Source organism: Listeria weihenstephanensis (assembly GCF_003534205.1).
Taxonomy (GTDB): domain Bacteria; phylum Bacillota; class Bacilli; order Lactobacillales; family Listeriaceae; genus Listeria_A; species Listeria_A weihenstephanensis.
Window position 1 is genome coordinate 863,378 of the sequence record NZ_CP011102.1, and the last position, 23,049, is coordinate 886,426.

Genomic DNA, 23,049 nt, shown 5'->3' on the forward strand with positions numbered 1-23,049 from the left:
AGCAATATTCCCCTTCATTATAAAAATGAATGAGGTGTACTAAACAGATGAAAAAAGTTTTAATCGCAGGAATCACAGCCTTAACGTTAGTTTTCGTGGGTGCATGTGGCAATACAGCGGACAACAGTGATAAAAAAGAAACCAAAACAACAGAAACCGCAAAACAAGAGTTCAAAACTAAAACAGTCAATAACATCGACATGAAAATCGGTGAAATCAAGACAACAGAAAGCACTAAAAAAGATAAAAATATGGTCAGCATCGCCATGTCATTCTTAAATAACGACAACACAACAGTAGGCGTTGGCGCAGGCGACTTCAAAATTAAATCCGGCGACAAAACGTATGAAGTTTTCCCACAAGGAAATAACTTTGGTGATGAGTTCAAGCCAAACGAAAAACTAGAAGGAAAAGCATTTTTCGAATTACCAACTAGCGTTAAAAAAGGCACACTTGTATACGCACCAATGGGCAAAGAACAAGCAAGCTGGTCTATCACTATTCCAGAAGCCAAATAAGAAATTAAAAACCAAACCAGAAAGGGTTGTCATAAATTGAAATTAGTTGTTATGGGATTAGGATATATTGGACTGCCAACCGCAATCATGTTCGCGAATCACGATCAAGATGTACTAGGAATTGATGTGAACGAGAAAGTAATCAAAGAACTAAATACTGGAAAGATTCATATTGAAGAACCAGGATTGCAAGCAGAATTAGATAGAGCTATCCAAAATAATAAATTTAAGGCAGGTTTGGTTGTAGAGCCAGCAGATGCATTCATCGTATCTGTTCCTACACCAAACAAAAATGATGCACTCAAATCATGTGATCTCAGCTACGTTTTATCCGCAGTAACAAACATCTTACCCGTCCTTCAAAAAGGAAATACCATCATTATTGAATCCACTATCGCTCCCCGCTCCACCGAAGATCACATTTTACCACTGGTTGAAAGTACAGGCTTAATCGTAGGAGAAGACGTCTTCTTGGTCCACTGCCCAGAACGCGTTCTACCGGGCCAAATTATTCATGAATTAATCTACAATAACCGTATCATTGGTGGTGTAACACCAGCGTGTACCGAAGCAGGAAAGAAAATCTACAGCGTCTTTGTTAAAGGTGAATTGATTGAATCCGCGGCATCTACTGCTGAAATGTCCAAACTAATGGAAAATACGTATCGCGACGTGAATATCGCACTCGCAAACGAACTCGTACACATTTCAGCCGAACTTGGCATTAATGCACTAGACGTTATTAGCATGGCGAACAAACATCCACGCGTGAACTTGCACCAACCAGGGCCAGGCGTTGGCGGACACTGTCTCGCTGTAGATCCTTACTTCATCGCAGCAGCAGCACCGACAGAATCACATTTAATCCAGCGCTCGCGTCACATTAATTCAACGATGCCAAACTTCATTGTAGAAAACACCGTAGCCTTGATGAACAAATTACAAGGCAGAAAGATTGCAGTTTTCGGACTCACATATAAAGGGGACATCGATGACATTCGCGAAAGTCCAGCCTTAGAAATCTATCATGAACTAGAAGCAATGGGGCAATTTGACGTCGTGGCTTACGATCCACATGTCGATGCTAGTTTTGTAGAAAATGATATGGGCGTTGCAACGAAAGGCGCTGATCTTGTCTTAGTGTTAGTGGACCATTCAGAATTCCGCGATATCACGCCGCAAAGTTTGACGAACATGCGTGAAGTAGCCATTCTAGACGCTAAAAATATCGCAACACAATGTGCAGACATCGATAAATATTTCAATCTCGGAACGCTATCAAAAATCGGGGAACTAGAAGAAATTGGCGTAACTGTTTAAGCGAATCAGCTTGTGATCAAAAATAGAAATGTGGATGATGAATGAAAAAGATACTTTTAATATCTCAAAATTTCTATCCTGAAATCGGAAGTGCCGCGAATCGGATGAAGCAACTATTCAGGTTACTTGGGCAAAAATATGACACAACGCTTTATACGACGGAGCCACAATACCCGAACCGCGATATTTACGAGCAGGAAAAGTTTTGGGACGCAGCGTTGAATGAAGAAAAAATCGTTCGCGTGAAAACAAGGACGAGCAAATACGAAACAAAAATGATCTTTCGCTTTCTTCTCTATTTAGAAACATTGTGCCGCTTTATTTTGAAAATTTTAAGGACAAAAGAATCTTTTGATGTTGTTTACGTATCGAGTCCACCTATTTCTATTGCGCTTGCAGGGTTAGTAGCGAAACGAAAGCTAAAAGCAAAACTGATTGTCGACATTCGCGACTTATGGCCAGAATCACTAAAAGGGGTAGGAAAATTTAATTCACGAATTGTACTATGGATCGCGTATAGATTAGAAAAACGAATTTATAAGCGGGCGGACGAGATTATCGTTAATAGTGAACGGTTCGCCACTTACATCACAGACCAAGGTATCGATCAAAATAAAATAACCTTTGTTCCTAATGCGTTAACGCCAGAGGAATTAGAGCTTGGAAGTAAGAAACGACCGATCATGAATGAGCCAATCACAGTAATCTACACGGGAAATATCGGGCTAGCACAAGAATTAGCTAGCTTTATCCGAATGGCCGATTATTTTAAAGATAATGCTGCTGTCCAATTCAAAATGATTGGTTACGGAGCAAACTATCAAAAATTGATTGACACCGTGAAAGAACGCGAGCTTGTAAACATCATGGTAAGCCCTCCAGATACGAGATGCAATGTGTTGATGGAACTAGCTCAAGCCGATGTTGCCTTTGTAAGTTTGGTACCACATCCCGTTTTTGAAACAGTGATTCCAGGAAAAATTGTGGACTATATGGGCATTGGTTTACCGATTATTGGTATGGTCTCAGGCTATTGTAAAGATATTATTTACGCGTCAAATACCGGTTTTATCTACGGTCGTGACGAAGAAGACGCGATGTATCGTGGTTTGAGTCACTTAATTAAAGATCATGAATTGCGCGGTAGGCTTAGAAAAAATGGCCTACAGTATGCAAAAGCTAATTATAACTGGCAAGAAAATTTTAAACGGATTGAGAAATTGATATCCGAGTTTGGGTGAGGTAGTAGGCATGTCAAAAAAAATTGCAATGTTCGTCTGGAACTACTTTACAAATGATGCGCGAGTCATGCGTGAATGTCTAGCGCTACAAGAAGCGGGCTATCATGTTGACTTAATCGCGATTCACGATTCCAAGCAACCAGATCTTCCTTACCAAGAATCCCCCGCTAAAAACTTCACGGTTCATCGCGTAAAAACAGGTTATCCAGACTTCTTACAACCGCTTATAAACGGCATGAAGTACATCAAGCGAAGCAAAATAAGCCTTGTATTAATAAGCTGTGTCTTTTTACTACTCCTCCTGTTTTTCCCTCTACAAACCTTAATTGTTAGTGTGATTTTAGCTCTCTTTTCCCTCAAAAAGATGCAAGTGCTCGTTGGGCGTAGTCTTATTTTTACAAGAATGGTATACAAAGGGCTCTCCAAACGCTATGACATCTATCACGCTAACGATTTGAACACGTTACCGCAAGCTACTTTTTGTGCCAAGGTGTTCAGGCGTAAAAAACTCGTCTATGATTCGCATGAAGTACAAACGAGTAGAACGGGATACAACAGCCCGATATACGGGATTAGCGAGAAGTTCTTGCTTCATGCTACCGATGTTTGTATCCATGAAAATGATACGCGAGCAGCCTATATTGAAAAACGGTATCACTTTTATCCGAAGGTGGTGCATAACTACCCGAATAAAGTGTACCCGGAAAAAAGCCCAGGCGTTGATTTGCACGGCTTACTAGATATTCCTGAGTCCGAACCAATTCTCCTCTATCAAGGTGGGGTGCAAATTGGGCGGGGGCTGGATAAACTGATCGCAGCGGTGAAGCTTTTTGATCGAGGTGTGGTCGTGATTATCGGAGACGGACGGATTAAAGCGGAGCTCCAAGAACAAGTAAGAGACCTGAAAATGGAGCAGAAAGTGAAGTTTTTGCCGAAAGTGCCATTACAGGAATTATTGGGCTATACGAAAAATGCCTATCTAGGATTTCAAATTTTAAATAATGTTTGTTTTAATCACTATTCCGCCTCGTCGAACAAATTGTTTGAGTACGTGATGAGCGGTGTGCCAGTGATCGGCAGTAATTTTCCAGAGATACGAAAAATCGTGCGTGGCGAAGGGATTGGGATTATTGTCGATTCACATGACCCAACATCGATCGCAGTGGGTGTAAATACATTGCTTGCTGATCCAGCGCTTCGGGACAAGATGAGCGCAAACTGTTTCCAAGCACGTGAAGTGTATAATTGGGACCTTGAAAAAGCAATTTTTCTAGAAATCTACAAAGAATTAGAGGATGGATATGACGAAGAATAGAGCCCTTTTGAAACTAAGCGATAATGTGAAATTGAATAAAAATAAGGACCTAATGGCAGCAGAAATGACGCGGACCGGCGACTACTATCAAAAAGATGTTCTAGAAGCATTTGCGGCATTTATTCCAGAGAACGCGGTCATTTATGTGATGGATAGCCAATTTGTGAGCCATGCGATTTATTTTTCGAAGTATTATCATGCGAGCAAAGTTTATCTTTTTGAGAAGAATCATGTGACGTATAAAGAGGTAAGAAATGATGCGAAACGAAATAAGGTAGTCGCGATCGAATGTTTGAAGCCGGATTGGAAAAAGCGCCGTTTTCACCGAATGGAAAATGGGAAGGCCGTAACGATTCAACCGGAGGCGCCGCAACTAATACATCTTGGAAAACAGGCGCTTGAAGCAGGTCTTATCGAGAGTTTGGCGGATCGTTTAGATGACTCGCAAACAATGCTCTGGCTCGATACGGAAGCTTTGAATTTTGAAGAAGTCGGGCGTTTGTTAGAAGCGAAAAAATATCGTGTCTTCCAGGAAAGTGGGACGAACGCGCTTTATACTTTTCAAGAAGTGGCGCCTGAACCTGAGGAAGATGAGCATCAACTTGAGATGAAGATATTAGAACGGTTGGACACGTATAAGCGCCAAATCGATGGATTGAAGCAGGAATACGAAGGAAAGTTAGCGATTATCCAAGCGGAACAAGATGAGAAACACGTTGTTTTAGAAGCAAAATATAAGGCTATCGCGCAAAAACAAGCGAAGGTAGTAAAAGAACATCAACAAAAAAGCGCGCAATCAGCAAAGGAAACAAGCGAAGCAAAACAGTTGGTTCAACATATGTCGGATGCTTTGAATGCGGAACGAGCAGTCAACTACGACCTAAATAAACGCATTTTTACGTTACTAGAAGACGAGAAACCGGTTCTTTTAACAATGAAAAAACGCCATACACAACAAGTCAAAGAAATTAACAACTTGAAAAAAGAAAATACAGTCCTAACGAGAAAATTAGCAACTATGACGGAAAAATACACGCGCCTGAACGATACGAAAGTGATCAAGATGATGCGTAAGTATTGGAAACTAAAAAAAAGCCGAAGATTGAGGAATGACTAGTGAAAAAGATTGAGAATTTATATCATGAAATTGAGTATTTACAAAAGAGAATTTTAAGCAATATTCAGCCAGAAGTGATTGCGGCAAAAGACTTTACGAATGCAGATAAATGGCATAGTTCCAATGATGATCTTGTCTTCACGCAACAGGGTGAGGCTGTCATGGCAACGAATAATAGCGATATTTACATTTACTTTTCGTACTTGGAGACGAATCTTTTATTCAGTCGGTACCCGATGCATATTATTGAAACGGTGCCGGGAGAGACTTTTGAGTTTAATATGGCGATGGATGTGTCTAGCACGCAAGCTTGTAAGATCGCGATTATAGAATATGGCAACAATAAAAAACTGAAATCGACGTTATTCGATCCAAATAAGAAAAATCGGATGAAGGTGAGTCAAGAAACCACGCGTTTACGTATTGCTTTGCGAATTCCAAGCAAGAGCGTCGTAATGATTACTGGTTGTGATTTTAGCCGGACTTTTGATGAAGCGAAGGCAGTAAGACAAGGTAGTGCGGCACTTGAGGCGCGTACTGGCTTGAAAGATATTACGAAAACGACGGATTTGCGTGTAGCCTGCATTTTTGATGAGTTTACGCGGACTTGTTACGACAAGGAAGTGAACTTGATTACGTTCACGCCGGATGATTGGGAGGAAGTTCTAGAGCGCGAACGACCGCATATTTTGATGGTGGAATCGGCTTGGCACGGGAATCATAAGGCGTGGGAGTATAAGATTGGTCGTTACGCGAATCAGGATCGGAGCGCTTTACTCGGGCTTCTTGAATGGTGTAAGCAGAACGATGTACCGACGATTTTCTGGAATAAAGAGGATCCGATTCATTACGATAAATTCATCGATACGGCGAAATTATTCGATCATATTTATACGACGGATGCGGATATGATTCCAAAGTATAAGAAAGCTGCAGGTCATGATCGTGTGTATGCACAGAGTTTTGCGATTCAACCAGAGATGCACAATCCGATTAAACTATATTCGAAGCGGATCGATAAAATGTGTTTTGCGGGTTCGTATTACGCGAATCGACATGAAGATCGGCGTCGTGATATGGATCAAATTTTAGATGTAACACAAGCGCACGGTCTTGCGATTTATGATCGTAATTTTGAGCGGCATTCCCCAGATTTCCAATTTCCAGAACGGTTTTTACCGAGTGTGATTGGCAGTCTTTCCTACAATGATATGAACATTGCCTACAAAGGTTATAAATATATGCTGAACATTAACAGTATTAAAGAATCACCGACGATGTTTTCTCGCCGTGTGTTCGAAGGTTTGGCATGTGGAACCCCGATTATTAGCAGTTACTCGAAAGGAATCAAGCGCATGTTTGGTGACCTCGTACTGATTGCCGAAACAAAAGAAGGCTTGGAAGAAAAGATTGAAGAGATTACGACAGACGAAGCGCTGTACCAGCAAAAATCACTCGAAGGTATTCGTGAAGTGTATCATAATCACACATATAAACATCGATTGCGGATGATGCTTACAAATATGGGCATACATTTGGAGGTCGAGCCAAAAATGGTGACGATAATATCGGTGGTACATTCGAAGGAAGATATCGAGGCTGTGACGGCGAATTTTGATCGTCAGAACTACGCCAATAAAAAACTGATCTTGTTCACGACGATGTTTGACGGTGTGACGGATCTGATGAATCAATACAATACAGAAAATGTAAGCATCTATACAATGACCTATCTGAGTCATTATCAGAAGTTACAAGATATTGTGACGACGGAATATGTGAGTTATATGAGCGGGAAAAATTTCTATGGTGAGCATTACGTCGCGGATTTATTTTTAGCAACAGAGTATACGGATGCAGATGTCATTGGGAAGAAGAATTACTTCCAGTTAGATCAGAACAATTTGCGAGAAGATGGAAAAGAAAAGGATTACGAGTTTACAGATGAGATCACATACCACAAAGCGTTACTCAAGACGGGGATTTCATTTATGGGTTCTGTCCAAGATTTGCTCGTGAATATGGAGAAGGATGAAACGCTGGGCACGTATTTCCGCCAAGGTGTGAAACTTTTCAGCGCTGATAAATTTAATTTTGTTGAAAATGGCGCGAATGCCCCGCAAGACCTCATCAATAAAGTAGAAATATAGGAGCGATGACTTTTGAGACACTTAAAAATATTAGTCTATGGTGACATGGATCTCAATATTATGGATGGTTCCGCTGTATGGTTGACTTCGATGGCTTCCATGCTGGCGATAAATAATAATGTAAAAACCGACGTTCTTTTGAAAGCGAAGGAGCAGAATACACTTTTAACGGGTGGTATTTCGAATTTTAGTAATGTGCAATTGCTTGATCCGTTTGAGACGTTTCAAGGGATGTCCTACACGAATGGGAATCGGATTAACGTTGCCGAGGCGCTAGAACGAATGGAAGTTTTGAATAAGAAAAATGACTATCATTTGATTATTATTCGCGGATTTGCCTTGGTGAAGGAGATGATGAAGCATCCAGATTTAATGAAAAAAACGATGCCGTACATTACCGATTTTAATCATGATCCTAAGTCGATTTCAACGGAAGAACGCACGGATTTACGCCAAGTCTACGATTGTTTTCCAAATATGTTTTTACAAACGGAAGCTACCAAAGCCATTTTCAGTGAATTGATGGATGTCGACGGAGAAAAAGTGGCGATCTTGTCACCGATGATTCCCGCACAACCGATCGTTCCAGATTACCGTAATCGCAATAACCAACTGATTTATAGTGGGAAATTTGCGGCGGAATGGTATACCGAAGAGATTATTCGTGCGGCGAGGAAGCTTGAAGATACGGACATTCGTTTTTGCATCGTGGGCGATAAGTTCCAAGGAGACCTGCGTGCACGCAATGGCAAGGTTAAACAGGCGTTTCAAGCGACGGAAAATATCGATTGGGTTGGTGCGGTATCGCGTGCCGAGTCGCAAAGCTATATTGCTGCATCAGACATTGGTATTAGCTGGCGTAGTGAGTTGATTGATAATGATGCTTCGGTGGAATTATCGACCAAATTGCTAGAATACGCACGACTTGGCAAGCCCGTTCTACTAAGACGTACCAAAATGCATGAACAATTGCTCGGCGCGGATTACGAACTGTTTGTCGATACGGAGGCTGAATTTTTAGCGAAAACGGAGCTGGTGTTATCGAATTCTGCGGTCTATAAACGTGCAGCCAAAGCGATGTACGAAGCGAGTCAGAATTTTACGCTGGAAGCTTCGTATGACCGACTGAAAAACGTGTTATGGACTTACAACAAAGAACCGCTGAACTTACTTTTTGCCAGTCACGATCTGAAATTTATGACCGATATTATCGATTATCTGGAAAATCAGCCAGGCATTAACGTCAAAATTGATCGCTGGTCGAATCACACGGAGCATGATCTCGCGAAAAGTCAGGAACTGCTCGACTGGGCGGATATGATCTACTGCGAGTGGGGGCTTGGTAACGCGGTTTGGTATTCGCAACATAAGAAACCGGATCAAAAGCTTATCGTTCGCGTCCACGCACAGGAAAAACGAACACCGCATCCTTTCAACTATAACTTGGATGCCATCGATCATATCATCGCGGTTTGTCCGTTTATCATGGAAGAAATGAGCCGGATTTGCCAGATTCCACGTCACAAGATGGTTCTTATTGCCAACACGATTGACACTGAAAAATTGGATCGTCCGAAGAAAGCAAATATTGATTTTAACATCGGGATTTGCGGCGTGATTCCAAAAATTAAAGGTCTTGATAAAGCGCTCGATATTTTTGAACAACTTTGGGAGTCCGACAAGCGTTACAAACTTTTTATCAAAGGTCAATTGCCAAAAGATGTGGCGTGGCTGATGGGGCGCACGGCGGAACGGGAGTATTACGATGCAGTGTTTGCCAGAATTAATAGCGCTAAGTGGAAAGACAACGTGGTGTTCGATAAGCACGGTAACGACGTACATGAATGGCTCCAAAAAATCGGTTACTTGCTATCTACGAGTGAATCGGAAAGTTTCCACACTGTTTTGATGGAAGGAATGGCGGCAGGATCGACACCATGCTTACTTAATTGGCCTGGCGTCGAAACGGTGTACCCCGAAGATTCGATTTTTGAAACACCAGCAGCGATCGCATCATTTATCGCGAACAACGAATTAAACGAAGCCGATCAGCAAAGTTATAAAGATTATGCCTATAAATATTTTAATAAAGCTAAAATTTGTCACGAAATCGAGGACTTAATTACTGCAACTTTTGTGGGTTAAGTCGAGGATACGAGGAGAGAAATTATGACTACCGATTTAATCATTGAAAAAATGGATACGTCAGAAATGGCCTATACGAATGGGATGCTAACGGTTCATTTCAAAGCACTTTACATGTTGGATGCTTACTACAGCTATGCTTACTATCTTTATTATAATGACGAGCTGGTGGAACGTCAGTGGTACCAAGAGGTTGGGAAAGAGCAGATCACGATCAACTACAAACCAATCCGAAGTGGCGCCTATAAATTCCGTCTGTTCTTGAAAAAAGATGATACCGTGATTATCAACAAACTTACAAATATGCTAAATGTGGATGTAGCAAATAAAAAAACGGTGACAACAACGCTTGAAAAAGAAGAAATCTACTACAATGACAATCCCGTTAAATTCCTATTCCAGCCAGCAAAGAAACCTTCCGATAAACTAGTAATTTCTTTCTCAGGCTTGCACTCGAATGAATTCCGTGGCGGACCTCCTGTTTATAACCATTTCCGAACATTATGGCCGTGTGACGTGAACAAACTCTTTATTTTAGACGAATACAAAGGTCAGTTCTGCTACTACATGGGTCACGATTGTCGCTCAGATTATGAACGTTCGGTGATCGCGCTGATCATGACAAAAGCGAATGAACTTGGCATTTCATCGCGAAACATTATTGCTTCAGGCTCAAGCAAAGGCGGTGCTGCTTCGCTATATTACGCGATGAAATATCACTTTGGGACCGCAATTGTCGGAGCACCGCAAGTTTTTATTGCTAAGTTTTTAAAACAGCGTGCTACAAATGCTCCAGTTGTGCGTAAAGGTTTGAATAATATGCTCGGGGAAGATAAGGAAGCTGGCGCTAAATATTATGATGAATTAATCATGAATCTAGTCGACACCAATACAGCGTTCCCAGACTTTATTTTCCACATTGGAAAAGGCGACTATCACTACAAACAACATCTACAACCACTCCTACAAAAACTTGATAAAAAAGGCGTCGCGTATGATCTAGACTTACAAGATTACAGTGATCATAATCAAACCGGACAGTATTACGCGCCATTTCTGTTCGAAACAATTTCTAAAATGATTCAAAAATAGGAAGAAGTGAACAAGCATTGAGAGAAACGGTCCAAATTCTAAAAGAACAGGTGCAGCATTTTCATAAAATTACGCGGATTGCCAGGTACGATCAGCGAGCCGCGTATCAGAGTCACTATTTGGGGATGGTGTGGGAAGTGCTTAGTCCAACGCTCCAAGTGCTCATTTTCTATTTCGTGTTTGGCATTCGGATGAACGGCGCGGGATCAATGGCAGAAGGGGTTCCTTACATTGTGTGGATGCTCGCTGGTGTGATACCTTGGTTTTTCATCAGCGCTATCATCATTTCTGGTGCCAATTCGATTTACAGCAATTTGAGTTTGGTATCGCGCGTGAAATTCCCAATGAGCATTTTACCATCGATTACGATTTTTAAATCCCTATATAGTTACGTGACAATGCTCATCATCCTGCTCGGCTTCTTGTTCCTCAATCACATTTACCCGACGATTTATTGGACACAGTTTTTCTATTACTTCGTGTGTATGTGCTTGTTCCTCTATGCCGTGTCCCTTCTAAATGCAACGATTACGATTCTGTTTCGGGATTATCAACTTATGATTGGCTCCGTGATGCGTCTCCTGTTTTTCGTATCGGGCGCCGTCATGGATGTCACCGCGCATCCAGATTCCCTCATGACTAAAATTTTAAAACTCAATCCGATCGTGTACATTATCGAAGGGTTTCGCGATAGCTTTTTCTCACGACAGTGGTTTTTCCAGGAACCTTGGTGGACCGCCTATTTCTGGGGAATGACACTACTCGTGCTCGGCGTCGGATCGGTATTACATCTGCGCTTTAAAGACCGCTTCATGGATTATTTATAGAGAGGAAGAACAAAGATGACAGAAAGCATGGTGTCCGTCTCGCACGTATCCAAACAATATAGCATGATCACAAGCCCTGCAAAACAGCTCCGTGGTCTATTAAAACCAAATCGCGAGAAGCCAGCGTTTCTTGCTTTACGAGACGTTTCCTTTGAAGTTGGGCGCGGAGAAACGGTCGGTCTCATTGGGCTAAACGGCTCCGGCAAATCGACGTTATCCAATATATTAGCAGGTATTATCCAACCATCCCACGGGAAAGTGCACACGGGCGGCGAAGTATCTTTGCTAGCGATTGGAGCAGGACTCAAACCAACGCTTTCTGGCATGGAAAACATTCGAATGAAGTGCCTCATGCTCGGCTACTCCAATCAACAAATTGCCGAGATGATCCCCGCTATTACCGATTTTGCGGACTTACAGGACTTTATCGAGCAACCAATCAAACGTTATTCTAGCGGGATGAAGGCGCGTCTCGGCTTTGCAATTGCCGTCCAGATCGATCCAGACATCCTCATTATTGACGAAGCTTTGTCCGTCGGCGATACCACTTTTTATAAGAAATGTACCGATAAAATCGCCGAATTTCAAGCAGCTGGAAAAACGATTTTCTTTGTCAGCCACTCGCTTTCCCAAGTCAAAACAATGTGTCATCGCATTATTTGGATTCACTACGGGGAATTGAGGCTAGATGGTCCTGCCGATGAAGTAGGACTCGAATACAGCAAATTTGTTCACCGTTTTAATAAATTATCAAAAGAAGAGAAAACCGCGTACCAGCAAAATCTGAAAAAACGTCAAACGAATACAGAGCAGCTAGATCAAGCACATGCTTTTGATCCAAAACAGATAAACGGAGGCATGCGTAAAACAACACTCGTTTACTTAAGTATTCTCTGGCTGTTCACCATATTCAGTGCCTTATTAATGGAATCCACAACATTCCTCACAAAATTGCAGGAATTACTCGCGAGTATTCTTTAAAGGGTGAACATCAGTGATCAAATTTATAAATATAATGAAGGAGGAAACAATAATGAAAAATAAAGTTTTAGTAACAGGTGGCGCAGGTTTTATCGGTTCTCACGTTTGCGAAATGTATCTGAAAGAAGACTACGAGGTACTTTGCGTTGATAATCTGTCATCTGGAAAAGTCGACAACATTTGCCACTTACTTGCAGACGATCGTTTTACTTTTGTGGAAGCGGATATTAACGATACTACAAAAATGCTTGCCATCTTCCAATCGTTTCGACCTACTATTATCAATCATCACGCCGCGCAAAAATCGGTAGTCAGCTCGATAGAAGACCCGATGTATGATCTAGATATTAACCTCGGCGGACTACTCATACTACTACAATGCGTTCAAAAATTCCCAATCGAAAAATTTATTTACGTTTCTTCTGGTGGTGCCTTAAGCAAAGTTATTGAAGGCACAGAAAAATCAAAAGAAAGCGATACCCCTCAACTTATTTCCCCTTACGCCATCACCAAATATGCCGGCGAAAAATATTTAGACATCTATGCGAACACATATGGCTTTGACTACACCGTTTTGCGCTATGCGAATGTTTTTGGACCTCGTCAAATACCAGACGGTGAGTGTGGGGTTGTGCCGATTTTTGTAACGAACATTTTAGCCAATAAACCTTCTGTATTAATGACGTATCCCGATATGCCAAAAGGCTGTACACGTGATTATGTTTACGTTGGAGATGTGGTTGAGGCGAATCGTTTAGTATCGGAGAAGGCAGTTAACACGGTGATTAATATCGGAACGGGAGATGAAATCGCAATTTTAGATATTTACAATACAATTTTAGATGTATTCGAAAAAGATATCGCGATTACAATTGAAGGACCACGCGCTGGTGATGTGAAACGTTCTGTACTTGCCAATGACCGCGCAAAAGAGCTGACGGGATGGACCAATCAGGTTAGTTTGAAAGAAGGATTAGTGGCATTACGAGAAGCAATGTTACAACAACAAGCGTAAAAAGGGTTAAAAATAAAAGGAGGCATCATTATGCTACAAACATTTGGAGTTGAAATCGATGAAAATTTTCTGGAGATACTATTATTTTCTAATAAGTCATTCGATAAATATGCAACAAAGAAAGTATTACCAGCCAAAACTGTGATAGACGCGTCTGTGACAGATAATCATTCTTTCATTTATATAGAAAAAGGGTTGACCAAAATTGTAGCGAGCCATAATACGAAGGAAACGACAATTTCATTTTCAGGGGATGGAGAATTTATCGGGTTTGCATCATTGCTATCAAAGGGAAGAAATCAATTTGAACTAGAAACAATTTCGGAGACAACCGCCTACTTCATCGATCCATACTTCGTTTTGAATGTGATTGATGAGTCTGGTTGGGGAACATCGATTTTACTTAAAATCATCGAGAATCTAACACAGTCTGTGAATTATTACGGGAAGTTTAATCTATTGCCAGCAAAAGCAAAAGTTGCCGCATCCTTGTTACATTTAGAGTCTAAAAAATTAGGAAAAATAGATGGGCATTTACCAAAAGAAATTTGTCAGCATCACTTGGCTAGTTATTGCCAGATTACACGTGAGTACGCGACGACGATCTTGTCTAAGTTTGAAGAAGAAGGTCTCGTGCAGCTGACGCCAAAACCAATTAAAATATTGGATATATATACATTAAAAGAAATGGTCGGCTTTGAAATATCGGGATCGTTACATTAATAAACAGGTGTTAAAATACATTATCTGAGGCGTAGCGTATTTTTTACGGTGCGCTTCTCGTCATGTATAAACGAATGATCTAGTGTAGATCATGTAACATAAAACGGGATATAAAATTGTGTATTGAGAATATTGAAGGAAAGGGAGTCATTATGCAAATTTTTGAGCGGAGAGAAAAGAAGTATATCTTAACTGAGGAAAAATACAACTTGCTTTTGGAAAGAATTTCGGAACATATGAAGGAAGATAAGTATGGTTTGCACACGATTTGTTCGCTTTATTATGATACAAGCAATTACGATTTAATCAAACGATCGAGCGAAAAACCAACGTTTAAGGAGAAGTTCAGAGTTCGTACGTACGGGGTTCCAAGCATTGAACAGATGGTCTATTTAGAAATCAAGAAAAAACTAAAGGGGATTGTGTATAAACGAAGAATTTCAATGCGTCTGAGTCAAGTAGATGCGTATATGCAAAGTGAGCAAGAGGAACAATTTGAAGACAGATTAAATCAACAAATCAGCAACGAGATTTTTTGGTTAAAGAAAAAAGAAACGATTGCGCCTAAAGTTATCATTTCCTATGATAGAAGGGCTTTTAGCGCCTACAAAGAAGATCAGTTTAGAGTAACATTTGATGCGAAAATAAGGTGGCGCAATGACGATCTAAAGTTGGCAAATGGACATGATGGGGAACTTGTGGCACCAGAAATAGCTGTATTAATGGAAGTGAAATCATTGCACGCCTATCCTTTATGGTTTGTGAGAATACTCTCTGACTTAGACCTCTATCCATCCAAATTTTCCAAGTATGAACAAGTATATAGAAGATATTTATTAAATCAGAAAGTGGGAGTTTTATAATGTTAGATAATGTAGTGAAAAGTTCGATGGCCGATTTAGATGTGTGGCAAATAGTGATGTATAGCGGGGCTTCGGTTCTCTTAGGGATACTGGTTGCTTGTGTTCATATGTACCGCAACACGTATTCGCAAAGTTTCATCGTGACGTTGACGATTTTGCCAATTTTGGTGCAGTCGGTTATCATGCTGGTAAATGGAAATGTTGGTACGGGTATCGCTGTTTTGGGAGCGTTCAGTTTGATTCGTTTCCGTTCTGTGGCAGGTGGCGCGCGCGAAATTAGTAGTATTTTTTGGTCGATGGGAATTGGGCTGGCGACAGGGATGGGTTATCTGATGTACGCGCTCATTTTCTCCGCATTTGTGGCGCTTGTTTTGATCATTCTGACGCGAACTAAATTCGGATCAAAGAGTAAGGTGGCTGAGCGAAGTCTGCGTATTTCGATTCCTGAGGATATTGATTACGCGAATCTTTTTGACGATTTATTGCAAAGTTATGGATATGAGATTTCGCTTGATCAAGTACGGACGACCAATATGGGGAGTTTGATGGAGTTACGGTATTATATTAAACTAAAAAATGTTGATCAGGAAAAAGAGCTAATCGATGCGATTCGCACTAAAAACGGAAATTTGCCGGTTATTTCAGGTCGCGTTTCGAGTATTAAAGCAGAATTATAATGGATCGTTAGGGAACTAGATTCTGGCATTTTTCGCTGTGTTTAAGATAGGAATTGTTATGTATGAGTACCTAAAGCACAATTTTTTGGTATAAAAAAGAAATATATGCGGTGTGACTCGGCACTTTTTTATGGTATTATAAGATGAAAGTAATGGTGAGGATGGCAAAGGGGATTGTAAAGTTCTATTTACGGTTGCATTTTTCGCGCTATTTACAATTAGTCGTTGATCACACATAAAAGTTCTGAGTAGCATCATTGTAAACAACATAATAAGGCTAGAACAACTCATAAATCTTGGAATGATGCTATTTTTGGTCAGGAATATTTATTAGAGGTGTTGTAGCCTTTTTTTTCGGGAATAGAAAGGGTAGCTGCATGATTATTACATAGATCACCAAGACGCGAATTGTAAGATTACTTTAATAGCGCAATTATTCTAAAGGTAGAATCACGAATTCGGAAACAGAGTGTGGAGGTAATCATTATGAAATGGATGGAAAAAGAAATACAAGCCATTTTTACAGCGTTAAATACGAATGCTGATAAGGGGTTAACAGGTGCGGCTGCGTCGACGAAAAAGGCGGAAGTTGGACCGAATAAATTCGAGGAAGGGCAGAAGGAGACGCTACTTGCCAAAATTGGACATCATTTGCTGGAGATTACGACGATTATCTTACTTGTGGCCGCGGCGATTTCGCTATATTTGGCGGTTACGACGGGTTATGGCTATCCGAAAGTCATCGTTATTTTGGCAATCGTGGTGCTGAATATGGTGCTGGGAATTTACCAGGAGAATAATGCGGAGCGGGCGCTTGAGGCGCTTCAGAATATGAATGCGCACATGACGCTGGTTATTCGGGATGGTGTGAAGCAGGAAATTGACGCGACGGAATTGGTGCCTGGCGATATTATTGAACTTGGTGCGGGGGACATGATTCCAGCGGATGCGCGTATTATTGATAGTAGCAGTTTACAGGTCGAGGAGTCGGCGCTGACTGGTGAAAGTTTGCCGGTGGAGAAGGATGCGAATGCGATTGTGAGCGAGAAGTCGCCACTCGGGGATCGCTTTAACATGCTATTTTCGGGATGTTTGGTGACGGGAGGTCGTGCGCGGGCCGTCGTTGTGGAAACGGGAATGCATACGGAAATGGGGAAAATTGCGAGCCTGATTAACGCGACGAAGAAAACCGAGACGCCTCTGCAAAAACGCTTGAAGGAACTTGCGAAACGCTTGAGTATTGTGGCGCTTGTCGCTGGTGTGCTTGTGTTCGGTATCGGATTATGGCACGGGGAAACGATGATTGAGATGCTAATGATTGCGGTATCGCTTGCGGTTGCGGCGGTTCCAGAGACGCTTCCTGTCATTGTGACGATTACGCTTGCTTATGGCGTGCAGAATATGGTGAAGAAAAACACGATTATTAGACGAATTCCTGCTGTGGAAACGATTGGGAACACGTCGGTGATTTGTTCGGATAAGACGGGAACATTGACGCAGAACAAGATGCGAATTCAGCAGATTTGGTCGGTGGGTATGACGCCAAGTGCGGTGGAAGAAACGTTCCATGAGCAGGAAAATGACTTGCTGGAAATGCTGAGTTTGTCGAATAACGCGACGATAGAAGTGACGGACGGCGTGGAGAACATTATTGGGGACCCGACGGAATCTTCTATTATTAGGTTGCTAAATGAAAAAGGCCTAACAAAAAAGGAATTGGAGCAGAAATCTCCACGGGTATTTGAATTGCCGTTTGATTCGGGACGGAAGCTGATGACGACGATTCATGAAGTAGACGGCGGATTCCTAGCGATTACAAAAGGTGCATTTGATCGGATCCCCGTTACTTTTACGGATGAATTATTAGAGCAAGCTCGCGATATTCATGATCGTTTTGCTGAGAAAGCGTTACGCGTGATTTCGGTTGCATATAAACGCTACACTGAGATGCCAGAGGATTTGACGGCAGAGGCGCTGGAGCATGATTTAACTTTTGCGGGGATGGTTGGGATGATTGATCCACCACGACCTGAGAGTAAGCGCGCGGTTTCGGAGGCAAAGAAAGCGGGAATAAAGACAGTCATGATTACGGGCGACCACATTGTGACAGCTTCTGCGATCGCCAAAGAAATCGGAATTTTGGAAGACGGCGACAAATCAATTACCGGCGCGGAACTTGCCGACATGTCGCAGGAGGAACTAGAACGCACGGTTCGCGATTATGCAGTATATGCACGTGTGAGCCCTGAGGATAAAATTCGAATCGTCCAAGCCTGGCAGAAAAATGGGGAAGTCGTGACGATGACCGGAGATGGTGTCAACGATGCGCCAGCTCTAAAAGCTGCTGATGTCGGCGCTGCAATGGGAATTACAGGTACGGATGTATCGAAAAATGCTGCCGATATGGTTATTACGGATGATAATTTTGCGACAATTGTTGACGCAGTCTCAGAAGGTAGAACGGCGTATGAGAATATTCGCAAAACGATTTATTTTTTGCTTAGCACGAACTTCTCGCAGATTTTCATTATGTTCATTGCGATTACACTCGGTTGGGGCGCGCCAGTTGTAGCGGTTCAGTTGCTTCTAATTAACGTGGTCGCCGATGGGATTCCTGGTTTTTGCTTAAGCCGTGAAAAAGCCGATGCCAATGTGATGGATCGCCCGCCGATGAAGAAAAACAGTGGTATTTTTGCGAACGGACTGGGTGCAAAAGTGGCAACACAGGCTGTCGTGTTTACCATTGTGACGTTAGTTGGTTTTTATATTGGGAAATTTGTCGATATCAACCAAAGCGTGAGTGCAAGTGATGAAGTTGGAATGACAATGGCGTTCGTCATTTTGGCATGGTCCTCCGTATCACATATTTTTAACGTTCGGAGCGACGAATCGATTTTCAAAATTGGTTTTTTATCTAACAAGCCGCTATTCTTTAGTGCGATGCTATCGATGGTTATCATTTTGCTGATGGTTATTATTCCGCCAGTTGCGAACATGTTCTATCTCGTGCCACTTAGCCTGACGCACTGGTTACTCGCATTTGGCTTATCTATTTTCCCATTAATCTTTGTAGAAGTTCAAAAAGCTATAAAAAATAGAAAACAAAAAGGAGACGAAAAATATGCGTAAAGACAATCAAAAAGTTATTTTAGTAGGTGCCGGAGATGTAGGTGCGAGCTATGCTTTCGCGTTAACTTCTCAAAATATTGCTCGTGAAATTGGTATTATCGACTTAAACGTAGGCAAAAAAACAGGTGACGCGCTTGATTTATCTCATGGTTTGGCATATACGTCTCCCAAAAAAATCTATGTCGCAAGCTACGATGACTGTTCCGATGCAGACCTAGTTGTCATTACAGCAGGTGCGGCCCAAGCGCCAGGCGAAACACGACTCGACCTCATCGGCAAAAACTTGAAAATAACGAAAGCAATTGTGGATAGCGTGATGGCAAGTGGTTTTGACGGTCTATTCCTAGTTGCGACAAATCCAGTAGACGTTTTGACATACGCCGTTTGGAAATATTCTGGCTTACCAAAACATCGCGTTATTGGTTCCGGAACATCGCTTGATAGCGCCCGTTTCCAGCAAGCCCTCGCCGAACTTGTTGGCGTCGACGCTCGTGATGTGCAAGCCTACACGCTTGGCGAACACGGCGACAGTCAATTCCCAGTTTGGTCGCATGCCAATATCGGCGGTTTGCAGATCAAAGAATGGAGGCGAGACCATCCAGAAATCACCGATGCGGTTTTGGACGAGCTATTCCACAAAGTACGGGACGCCGCTTACGAAATCATCGAGCACAAAGGTTCGACATATTACGGAATCGCGATTTCTCTCGCCCGCATTACGAAAGCCATTTTTGACGATGAAAATGCGATTTTACCTCTTTCCGTTTATCTAGATGGGCAATATGGTCATAAAGATGTATACATTGGCTCTACAGCTGTCATCAACCGCGAAGGAATTAAGTTCATCATTGAAATGCCGCTGAATGAAAAAGAACAGGGCGATATGGACAAATCAGTTGGTGAAATCAAAGCAATGATGAAAGATTTCTTCTAAAATAGGTATATAAGCGCGTCAAGAAAAGCATACCAATGTATTTCTTGACGCGCTAAATTTAATCGGGGGCTACAGCATATGGAGAAAAAACAAGAAATACCAGAGAAAAAGGGCTTAGAACGAGAAAAGCGTTTTTTGATCCGATTTTTATATATTGCAAGTATTATCGCTATTATCTTTCTATTTTTAAAATATGTACTTCCGCTCACCTATCCATTTCTAATTGGCTTTGGCCTAGCTTGGATGTGTATGCCACTTTCAAGGCTCTTAGCGCGTAAAATAAAATGGGGTGGCCGCAATATTTGGGGTTTAGCTGTCATGCTGATTTTTTACGCAGTTCTAAGTGCACTGCTCATTCTCGGTCTACTGGAGCTTTTCAAATTGCTCAGCAGCTCGATTGGCAGTATTCCAGGTCATTACCAAAATGATGTGTTACCAGCATTGCAAAAAATAGAAGATTGGGGCGCTGACTGGATCGATAACATTGCGCCAGATCTCATCGGACAGTATTACGATGTTTTCAACGCCGTCATTGCCAAAATTGGTAGTTTTGCTTTGTCGCTATCAGGCAGTATTGCTAGTTGGATTGGCTCTGTGACACTATCTCTACCAAGTATTTTCATCTTCTTTTCATTCAGCATGTTGTTCTCCTTCTTTATCGTTTGGGATTTTGATAAAGTCGGCGCATTTATCCGAAAACAACTGCCAGATAACGTGAATGAAACCGTTCAAAATGTGCATAAACACTTTAAAACAACGACTGTCGAATACTTGAAAGCCTATCTTATTATCGCGGGGATAACCTGTGTGGAGTTCTTTATCGGCCTCACGATCCTTGGTGTCCCTAATGCGATTTGGATTGCACTCGGCATTTCTGTATTCGATATGATCCCCGTATTTGGAACAGGCGGGATCATGATTCCATGGATTCTAATCGTGCTTATCAACGGAAACATGAGTTTTGCGATCGAACTCCTTATTCTCTACGCTGTAATTACCGTGATCCGAAATATCATCGAGCCGAAAATCCTCGGTACAAAATTAGGTCTTAATCCAGTTGTAGCCTTATTCACACTCTACATTGGCTTACAGCTATTTGGTATTGTTGGCCTGATTCTCGCGCCAATTATCACGGTTATCGTAAAAGATCTACACGATGCTGGCAAGTTTAAAATTTGGAGATACTAGTAAACGATGCTCATACTACAGAATGTAGCGACACTTGGGATAGAAGAGGACAAAACCCCCATTTCCATGTATAATTAGGACAGAAATAAGAAAAGGGAGCTATCATATGCAGAAATTAATTCAATTTATCGTTATGTTGGTCGTGTTTGCTCTAGTTGGCTTTTTCCTTTACACGTGGTCAGGTGCGATTCTTACCTACTCAGCCATTATAGGGGAATTCATGGCAGTCGTTATTGCAGTTCGTCTACTTCTCTGGGATCAGCGTAATACTACATCAAAAATCGCATGGTTGGCCGCGGTTTTTGTCCTGCCAGTTTTCGGCGTCATTTTATATTTATTCTTTGGCAGAAACCCACAAAATCGGATTTTTACGACGAACCAGGTGCACGAAAAAGAAAAATTAATCGAGGCAATACATAATTTGCCTATCCAACAATCCGAGAAAGAACTACCAGAACTATCAAAAAGTTTGTATGCATTAACCGATATTCGGCCGATAAACGGTAATAAAGTAACCGTCTTAACCAATGGATCAGAAACATTTCCCGCCATTTTAGCAGCATTGCGAACAGCTACAGATCACATTCACATTCAATATTACATTTATCGCCAAGACGAGATATCTACTGAAATTCGCGATATTTTGATTGAAAAAGCGAAGGCTGGAGTCACCGTTCGTTTTATGTATGATGGCATGGGCTCAGCGCACCTGAAAGAGGCATTTTTAGAGCCTTTAAAACAAGCCGGTGCCACAGTTTACGCTTATGATCCCGTTCGTTCCATCTGGATTGCGCGCACAGCCAACCTCCGAAATCACCGCAAAATGATCATTATTGATAGCAAAATTGGTTTTACCGGAGGACTTAATGTAGGGGAAGAATATCGTAGCAATACGCCAGATTTCGAGGTGTGGCGCGATACACACATGAAAATCGAAGGAACTGGTGTGCTTGAGTTGCAAGAGTCCTTCCTTTTCGATTGGGTTTACATGGAAAATCGAGCTGGTGCATCCGACGAGTTCATTAGTGAAGCGGGGATTGCACGTTATCTAAGCGCCAAGCCAGTTGATGACGCCGATGATTGGGTGCAAATCGTGTATGGTGGCCCCTATGATAAAGAGAAGTGGGTTCGTGATTCGATGCTTGATCTCATGGATTCAGCGAAGAAATCGGTCTGGATTGCGAGTCCCTACTTTGTCCCTGATGAAGAATCCCTTGCCGTTATCCGTCGCGTATCAATGAGTGGCATAGATGTCCGTGTCATTGTTCCAGGTAAAGGTGACCGCGGCGTTTCCTTCCACGGAAGCAATGCCTATATCCAAACGATGATTGACGCTGGTGCAAAAATGTATTCCTACCGTGACGATTCATTCATCCATGCAAAAGTGATGCTGGTAGACGGAGAGCGAGCAGCCGTCGGAACCGCGAATTTTGATATCCGTAGTTTCCGCCTCAATCACGAACTAATGGTATTTCTATATAATCGCAGCGATGCAGTTGTGCAATTAGAACGAGATTTCAATGCCGATTTCTTAGAAAGCCACCTATTTACAGAAGCGGACATGAAAGCAAAATCAAGAACGCAAAGAATGAAGGAAACACTAGCAAGCTTGTTATCACCAATATTATAAAGCGAAGTTGTCGACCGTATGCAGTGAAAACTAGATCGGTCGGCAACTTTTTTATTGGCTTTGAATAAAAATAAAGAGATAATAACGGATATTGTATAATACCTCCAACAAAATAGGCTAATAAATGGATGACTGTTAACCTTGTTGTGTGGTATAATGCTTTTGCCTACTAGTAAACTTTTAC

18 protein-coding genes are annotated in these 23,049 nt (G+C 41.8%); all 18 read left to right on the top strand.

The window, feature by feature from the left end; all coding sequences use genetic code 11:
- Positions 1-47 precede the first annotated feature (47 nt).
- The 18 genes from UE46_RS04145 to cls all read left to right on the top strand — a co-directional run bounded on the left by UE46_RS04145 (position 48) and on the right by cls (position 22,865).
- A complete protein-coding gene (locus UE46_RS04145; protein ID WP_036059208.1) occupies positions 48-518 on the top strand; it encodes a DUF4352 domain-containing protein in 471 nt (156 codons plus the stop codon).
- Positions 519-554: 36 nt separating this feature from the next.
- Positions 555-1,838: a nucleotide sugar dehydrogenase gene (locus UE46_RS04150; RefSeq protein ID WP_036059210.1), complete on the top strand. Its 1,284-nt coding sequence runs from the start codon at positions 555-557 to the stop codon at positions 1,836-1,838.
- Positions 1,839-1,879: 41 nt separating this feature from the next.
- Positions 1,880-3,079 (top strand): glycosyltransferase family 4 protein, encoded by a 1,200-nt coding sequence (locus UE46_RS04155; RefSeq protein WP_118907418.1) that lies wholly within the window; start codon positions 1,880-1,882, stop codon positions 3,077-3,079.
- 10 nt (positions 3,080-3,089) lie between these two features.
- Positions 3,090-4,394: a glycosyltransferase gene (locus UE46_RS04160; RefSeq protein WP_118907419.1), complete on the top strand. Its 1,305-nt coding sequence runs from the start codon at positions 3,090-3,092 to the stop codon at positions 4,392-4,394.
- Positions 4,381-5,511, top strand: coding sequence for a hypothetical protein (locus UE46_RS04165; RefSeq protein WP_118907420.1), 1,131 nt, complete (start codon positions 4,381-4,383; stop codon positions 5,509-5,511). The genes UE46_RS04160 and UE46_RS04165 overlap by 14 nt, the downstream gene beginning before the upstream one ends.
- Entirely contained in the window at positions 5,511-7,661 is a 2,151-nt protein-coding gene (locus UE46_RS04170) for a CgeB family protein (protein ID WP_118907421.1), read from the top strand. Before UE46_RS04165 ends, UE46_RS04170 begins: the two co-directional genes overlap by 1 nt.
- Positions 7,662-7,673: 12 nt before the next feature.
- Complete coding sequence (locus tag UE46_RS04175) at positions 7,674-9,806, top strand: glycosyltransferase (RefSeq protein WP_118907422.1); 2,133 nt, start codon at positions 7,674-7,676, stop codon at positions 9,804-9,806.
- Positions 9,807-9,830: 24 nt separating this feature from the next.
- On the top strand, positions 9,831-10,898 hold the full coding sequence (locus UE46_RS04180; RefSeq protein WP_051492802.1) for an accessory Sec system protein Asp2: 1,068 nt from the start codon (positions 9,831-9,833) through the stop codon (positions 10,896-10,898).
- A 17-nt stretch (positions 10,899-10,915) separates the two neighbouring features.
- Positions 10,916-11,725 (top strand): ABC transporter permease, encoded by an 810-nt coding sequence (locus tag UE46_RS04185; protein WP_036059213.1) that lies wholly within the window; start codon positions 10,916-10,918, stop codon positions 11,723-11,725.
- A gap of 15 nt (positions 11,726-11,740) precedes the next feature.
- Positions 11,741-12,706 carry an ABC transporter ATP-binding protein gene (locus UE46_RS04190; protein WP_233230984.1) on the top strand — a complete coding sequence of 322 codons (966 nt, stop codon included), beginning with the start codon at positions 11,741-11,743 and terminating at the stop codon, positions 12,704-12,706.
- 52 nt (positions 12,707-12,758) lie between these two features.
- Entirely contained in the window at positions 12,759-13,721 is a 963-nt protein-coding gene (locus UE46_RS04195; protein ID WP_036059214.1) for an NAD-dependent epimerase/dehydratase family protein, read from the top strand.
- Between the two features lie 30 nt (positions 13,722-13,751).
- Complete coding sequence (locus tag UE46_RS04200; protein WP_036059216.1) at positions 13,752-14,444, top strand: Crp/Fnr family transcriptional regulator; 693 nt, start codon at positions 13,752-13,754, stop codon at positions 14,442-14,444.
- 152 nt (positions 14,445-14,596) lie between these two features.
- Positions 14,597-15,307, top strand: coding sequence for a polyphosphate polymerase domain-containing protein (locus tag UE46_RS04205; RefSeq protein ID WP_036059217.1), 711 nt, complete (start codon positions 14,597-14,599; stop codon positions 15,305-15,307).
- Positions 15,307-15,984: a DUF4956 domain-containing protein gene (locus UE46_RS04210; RefSeq protein ID WP_036059219.1), complete on the top strand. Its 678-nt coding sequence runs from the start codon at positions 15,307-15,309 to the stop codon at positions 15,982-15,984. The genes UE46_RS04205 and UE46_RS04210 overlap by 1 nt, the downstream gene beginning before the upstream one ends.
- Positions 15,985-16,470: 486 nt before the next feature.
- Entirely contained in the window at positions 16,471-19,113 is a 2,643-nt protein-coding gene (locus tag UE46_RS04215; RefSeq protein ID WP_036059221.1) for a cation-translocating P-type ATPase, read from the top strand.
- A complete protein-coding gene (locus UE46_RS04220; protein ID WP_036059223.1) occupies positions 19,106-20,047 on the top strand; it encodes an L-lactate dehydrogenase in 942 nt (313 codons plus the stop codon). Before UE46_RS04215 ends, UE46_RS04220 begins: the two co-directional genes overlap by 8 nt.
- Positions 20,048-20,125: 78 nt before the next feature.
- Positions 20,126-21,235, top strand: coding sequence for a sporulation integral membrane protein YtvI (ytvI, locus tag UE46_RS04225; RefSeq protein ID WP_036059224.1), 1,110 nt, complete (start codon positions 20,126-20,128; stop codon positions 21,233-21,235).
- Between the two features lie 106 nt (positions 21,236-21,341).
- Positions 21,342-22,865, top strand: coding sequence for a cardiolipin synthase (gene cls / locus UE46_RS04230; RefSeq protein WP_036059225.1), 1,524 nt, complete (start codon positions 21,342-21,344; stop codon positions 22,863-22,865).
- Positions 22,866-23,049: the final 184 nt, after the last annotated feature.